Annotated in this window: 6 protein-coding genes; 1 reads left to right on the plus strand and 5 read right to left on the minus strand. The window is 69.3% G+C overall.

Annotation, left to right across the window (positions count from 1 at the left end):
• Positions 1-168: 168 nt before the first annotated feature.
• The 3 genes from ABZV91_RS32120 to ABZV91_RS32130 form a co-directional block, all read right to left on the minus strand.
• Positions 169-1,374, minus strand: a complete 1,206-nt coding sequence (locus tag ABZV91_RS32120; protein WP_355249478.1) for an NADP-dependent malic enzyme — start codon at positions 1,372-1,374, stop codon at positions 169-171.
• Positions 1,375-1,881: 507 nt separating this feature from the next.
• A complete protein-coding gene (locus ABZV91_RS32125; protein WP_355249474.1) occupies positions 1,882-2,148 on the minus strand; it encodes a hypothetical protein in 267 nt (88 codons plus the stop codon).
• On the minus strand, positions 2,145-2,999 hold the full coding sequence (locus ABZV91_RS32130; protein WP_355249475.1) for a PHP domain-containing protein: 855 nt from the start codon (positions 2,997-2,999) through the stop codon (positions 2,145-2,147). The genes ABZV91_RS32125 and ABZV91_RS32130 overlap by 4 nt, the downstream gene beginning before the upstream one ends.
• Before the next feature lie 141 nt (positions 3,000-3,140).
• Here ABZV91_RS32130 and ABZV91_RS32135 point away from each other — a divergent pair, with 141 nt between their 5' ends.
• Positions 3,141-4,214, plus strand: coding sequence for a magnesium and cobalt transport protein CorA (locus tag ABZV91_RS32135; RefSeq protein WP_355249476.1), 1,074 nt, complete (start codon positions 3,141-3,143; stop codon positions 4,212-4,214).
• A gap of 23 nt (positions 4,215-4,237) precedes the next feature.
• Here ABZV91_RS32135 and ABZV91_RS32140 read toward each other — a convergent pair whose 3' ends face one another.
• Both ABZV91_RS32140 and ABZV91_RS32145 read right to left on the minus strand, forming a co-directional pair.
• Positions 4,238-4,819, minus strand: coding sequence for a suppressor of fused domain protein (locus tag ABZV91_RS32140; RefSeq protein WP_355249477.1), 582 nt, complete (start codon positions 4,817-4,819; stop codon positions 4,238-4,240).
• A gap of 3 nt (positions 4,820-4,822) precedes the next feature.
• Positions 4,823-5,314: a general stress protein gene (locus tag ABZV91_RS32145; RefSeq protein WP_030522047.1), complete on the minus strand. Its 492-nt coding sequence runs from the start codon at positions 5,312-5,314 to the stop codon at positions 4,823-4,825.
• Positions 5,315-5,406: the final 92 nt, after the last annotated feature.

A 5,406-nucleotide genomic window follows, 5' to 3' on the forward strand; every position in this document is an offset into this window, starting at 1 on the left:
CTCGAAGCGCATGCGCCGCAGGCGCGAGTCTCGAGGCCGAAACGGCGAGACCAAGGGGGCCTCAACCCCGCGGCGCCGCAGGCGCCGCCAAAAACTACAGCACCCGGCCCGGGGTGGCGGCCGAGTGCTGTAGTTGCGGTTACCGCCCGGGTAAGGCGGAACGATCTATCAGGCGACGCCCTCCGCGCGGGCGGCGGCGGCGACCGCGTCGGCCACCGCGGGGGCGACGCGGGGGTCGAGCGGGCTGGGCACGATCTTGTCGACGGCGAGTTCGTCGGCGACGACGCCGAGGATGGCGTTGGCGGCCGCGATCTTCATACCTTCGGTGATGCGCCGGGCGCCCGCGTCGAGCGCGCCCTTGAACACGCCCGGGAAGGCGAGCACATTGTTGATCTGGTTCGGGAAGTCGCTGCGCCCGGTGGCGACGATGGCGGCGTACTTGTGGGCCACGTCGGGGTGGATCTCCGGATCCGGGTTGGACATGGCGAACACGATGGACTCCGGCGCCATCGAGGCGATGAGCTCTTCGGCGATGGTGCCCGCGGACAGGCCGAGGAACACATCGGCGCCGGCGAGCGCGTCGGCGGCGGTGCCGGTGAGGCCGCGCGGGTTGGTGCGCTGGGCCAGGTCGGCCTTGACCGGGTTGAGATCGCCGCGGTCGCGGCTGACGATGCCCTTGGAGTCGAGCACGGTCACATCGGCGACGCCCGCGGCGAGCAGGATGTTGGTGCAGGCGACACCGGCGGCGCCGGCGCCCGACACGACCACTTTGAGACCGGAGGTGGCGCGGCCCTGCACGGCGGCGGCGCCGTTGAGGGCGGCCAGCACCACGATGGCGGTGCCGTGCTGGTCATCGTGCATGACGGGGCAGTCGAGTGCCTCCACGACCCGCTGCTCGATCTCGAAGCAGCGGGGGGCGGAGATGTCCTCCAGATTCACCGCGCCGAAGCTGGGGCGCAAGCGGATCAGGGTTTCGACGATTTCGTCGACATCCTTGGTGTCCAGCACGATCGGAATGGAGTCGAGTCCGGCGAACTTCTTGAACAGCGCCGATTTGCCCTCCATGACCGGGAGGGAGGCGCGCGGGCCGATATCGCCGAGGCCGAGCACCGCGGAGCCGTCGCTGACCACGACCACCAGGCGGTCGGTCCAGGTGTAGCGCTTGGCCAGGCTCTCGTCCTCGGCGATGGCGCGGCTCACCTGGGCCACACCGGGCGTGTAGGCGATCGATAGGTCGCGCTGGGTTTCCAGCGGCGAGCTGAGCTCGACCGAGAGCTTGCCGCCGAGGTGACCCGCGAAGATCTCCTCGTGAGTGATCGCCGAGAGATCTTGGACCTCTTCTTTGCTGGCGGTGGCGTTCGGTGCGTCAGTCACAGAGGACACGATTTCACTCCTGCTGGTTGCGGTCGTAACCGGTGGACGGTTACCGCCGGGTATTTGGTGTTATCTGCGTCATATCGTTCATCGGCGGCGCGACCAGGATGTTTCCCGGCGCGACCAGGACCCGGAAGTCCCGGGGACCCCGGACACAGGGTGATAGACGGTGGTGCTGATTCCGGGCAGCGACGGTCCGGGTGGATGTCGGACGGGTTGGTCCGAATGAACTCGACCGGTGCCCGTTTCCCCTCGCGACGGTGCGTCGCGCAGCGGCGGGCGCCTGATATCCCCGACCCGGCGGTGGCAACGATCGGGAATCCGCAACATTCTGCCAGGTCCCGGGTCGTTCGCCAAACCGGGTCCGGCGGATTGCGGGTTTCGGACACCACGGGGCCAGCGTAGGCCGTGAGCATTACCTTCCCGTGAGCGGAAACTCGCGAGTGCTACCGGGCTCCGGTGAGACACCTCGAAAGTTCCCGGAACTGGAACGCATCCCGCGGCCGGTCAGCCCCACCACTGGGTCCACAGCAGGATCGCGCCGGAACCCAGCACCACCACCGCCGCACCGAGACTCGCCGCGCCCCGCACCCGGTCCGAATACACCTGCGCCGCAACGGCGATCACCGCGACCACGATATGCCAGGCCACCGATTCGGCACCCGGCCCGGGAAAGCCGCGGCGCTCGCCGATGAATTCCGCACCGACGACGACCAGCGCCAGCAGCACCAGCCCGGCCGCCGCCACCCCGCTGAGGCCGCGCACCAACCTCATGAGGCCAGCACCGGTACGCCGGTGGCTCGGCCGGCCAGTTTCTCGAACTGCGCCGGGTCGGTGGTGCATTCGCCGAGCCCGATGGCCTTGTTGGCACCGTGGTAATCCGAGGACCCGGTCGCCAGCAGTCCGCATTCGCCGGCGAGTTCACGCAGCACCGCCCGGTCCCGCGGGCTGTGGTCGGGGTGATCGACTTCCAGTCCGCCCAACCCGTGCGGCGCCAGGTCGCGCACCTCCTGCAGGTCCAGCAGCCGGCCGCGGCTGCGGGCCCGTCCGTGGGCGAGCACGCTGACCCCACCGGCGGCGGCGATCATCGTCACCGCGCGATGCAGCGGGGTGTCGGCCTTCTCCACGTAGTAGGGGCCGTCCGAGGCCAGCAGCTCCGCGAAGGCGGCCTCCACCGAGGGCACAACGCCCGCCTCGACCAGGGCGCGGGCCAGATGCGGGCGGCCCGCGGCGGGGCCCGCGGCGGCCAGCACCGCGTCCGGATCGATCGGTAGCCCGTCGACGGCCATCTGTTCGGCCATGGCACGTAGTCGCTCGACGCGTTCGGCGCGCAGCCGCTCCCGCTCGGTCGCGAACCCGCTGTCGGCGGGATCGAACAGGTAGGCCAGCAGATGCACCGACACGGGGTAGCCGTCGACGCCGCGGCCCACGCACGACATCTCCATTCCCCGGACCAGGGTCAAGCCGGGCGGGCGGGCGGCCTCGGCCTCGGCCCAGCCGGCGGTGGTGTCGTGATCGGTGATCGCGACGACGTCCAGCCCGGCATCGGCCGCTTTGCGCACCAGTTCGGCCGGGCTGTCGGTGCCGTCGGAGGCGGTGGAGTGGGTATGCAGATCGATGCGCACCCGTCCAGTCTTCCAGTGCCGGTCCGCGACACCACCGGTGCGGGGCGGCAAGCGGGGGCGTGGCCGCGCTCCCGGGCCGCGGTGACCGGAGCCGTCCGCGCAGATCCCGACCCGTGGATCGCCGCGAAGTAGCATCGACGCGTGCCTTCCATACCGCTGCCGTTCCACGGTCCGGGACGGACGCGGCGTACCACCGCGGTACCGCATATCCGAGTGCCCACCGCCCGTGCGGTCGTCGACTGCGCGGTCTATGTGGACGGCAGGCGTCTCCCGGGCCGGTTCACCCATGAGAAGGCGCTCGCCACCGCCCGCGCACGGGGTGGTTTCGTCTGGCTCGGTCTGCACGACCCGGACGCCGAGCAGATGGGCGAGGTGGCGCAGACCTTCGGGCTGCACGCCCTCGCCGTCGAGGACGCGGTACAGGCCCATCAGCGACCCAAACTGGAGCGTTACGACGACACCCTCGTCATGGTCATGCGCACGGTCGCCTACCGGGAGCACGAACTGCACACGGTGAGCGAGATCGTCGAAACGGGTGAGCTGCTGATCTTCACCGCACCCGATTTCGTCATCGCCGTCCGGCACGGCGAACATTCGCCGCTCGCGGCCGTGCGCCGGGGTCTCGAGGGCGATCCCGCCCGATTGCGGCTGGGCACAGGGTCGGTGCTGCACGCCATCGCCGACCATGTGGTCGATTCCTATATCGACGTCGTGCAGGCGGTGGAATTCGATATCGATGCCATGGAAGAAGAGGTGTTCACCCCGCGCACCCGGCTCACCGTCGAGGCGATCTATCAGCTCAAACGCGAAGTGGTGGAACTACGGCGCGCGGTCAATCCGCTGGCGCTGCCACTACAACTGCTGGTGCACAAGGAAGAACTGCCGCTCGACCCGGAGATCCGCCGCTATCTGCGCGATGTCGCCGACCACCACACCGGCGTCGCCGAACGCATCACCGATTTCGACGATTCGCTCAGCGCCCTCATCAGCGCCGCGCTCACCAAGATCACCGTCCAACAGAACACCGATATGCGCAAGATCTCGGCGTGGGTGGCCATCGCCGCGGTGCCGACCATGATCGCCGGTATCTACGGGATGAACTTCGAGCACATGCCGGAACTGAAGACCAGCTGGGGCTATCCGGTGGTGCTCGTGCTCATCCTCGGGATCTGCTCGACCCTGCTCGTGCTGTTCCACCGCAACGACTGGCTCTGACCGGCTCGCCCGGCAGCCGCGCGCTACAGCGACGCCGCACCCCGGCCGGGGTCCAGCACATCGATACCGGCCTCGGCCCAGGCGTCCCGCAACGCCTGCGCCCCGCGCACTCGCACCCAGGCCGCCTCGGTCGCCGTCACCGGCATGACCGTGAAATAGCGCACCGGCTCCGCCGGATCCGGTAATTCGATCTCCGGGATCTCCCCGGCACCCAGCAGGACCGCCGTGAACGGCGCCTCCTGCCAGACCGGTTCGCGCAGATCCAATAGCGCGTCGGCCTGCAGCACAACACCTTCGACCGCGGGCGCCGCGGCCAGCACGCCCAGGGTCCGGGCCACCCCCGCCCCGGCGCCGGCCGCCGACCGCACCGTCAACACCAACTCCGCCCGCGGACCGCGCACCGGATCGGCGTGCAGATCCCCCGGATCACCCATCGGATGCCGCGACCCGCCGACCGTCAGATAGTGCGTCACACCGTCGCCGGGGATACGCAGGATCTCGATCGGCTCCAGACCCAGGAAAGTCATCGACGCCGTATCCACCGCGGCCGCGTCCACCCCGAAATGATCCGCCACGGCCGTCCGGACGCGTTCGATCACGTCCATTCGCTAGATGGCCAGCTTCGCGAGCAGGTCCCGGGCCTGTTCGGCCGTCTTCGGGTCGCACAGCACGTCGTAACGACCGGCGACCAACTGCATGGTCGACGCGAAATCCCGCTGACCCCGGGTGGCGGCATAGGGGATGGTCGTCGAGATGACCCCGAAGATGATGCCGCCGACCAGGCCCACCACCAGCGGGCCCGCCATCCCGTTGGTGGTGAACAGGCTCAGCAACAGACCCAGGAACAACCCGAGCCACGCACCCGAGACCACACCCCCGCCGATCACCTTGCCCCAGTTCAAGCGGTACAGCACCCGCTCGACCTGCATCAGGTCCACACCGACGATTGTCACGTTCTGCACCGGGAACTGATTGTCCGCCAGATGATCCACCGCACGCTGCGCCTCGGCATAGGTCGGATACGAACCGACCGGCCACCCGGAGGGGGGCGTGGGCAGACCCTGCCTACCGCGATTCGAGCCTCCAAGAGGGTTCGTCATAAGTCCATTCTGTCTTATTTGGCGCCGCCTGCGGCGGCGCGGGGTCGAGGCCCCCTTGGTCTCGCCGTTTCGGCCTCGAGACTCGCGCCTGC

Origin of the sequence: Nocardia sp. NPDC004568 (genome assembly GCF_040609955.1) — a bacterium.
Classification (GTDB): domain Bacteria; phylum Actinomycetota; class Actinomycetes; order Mycobacteriales; family Mycobacteriaceae; genus Nocardia.

Excerpts from the sequence above, each read along its gene's own strand:
- ABZV91_RS32140 (WP_355249477.1), bottom strand. The coding sequence starts at position 4,819 with ATGGACGTGATCGAACGCGTCCGGACGGCCGTGGCGGATCATTTCGGG.
- ABZV91_RS32145 (WP_030522047.1), bottom strand. The coding sequence starts at position 5,314 with ATGACGAACCCTCTTGGAGGCTCGAATCGCGGTAGGCAGGGTCTGCCC.
- ABZV91_RS32125 (WP_355249474.1), bottom strand. The coding sequence starts at position 2,148 with ATGAGGTTGGTGCGCGGCCTCAGCGGGGTGGCGGCGGCCGGGCTGGTG.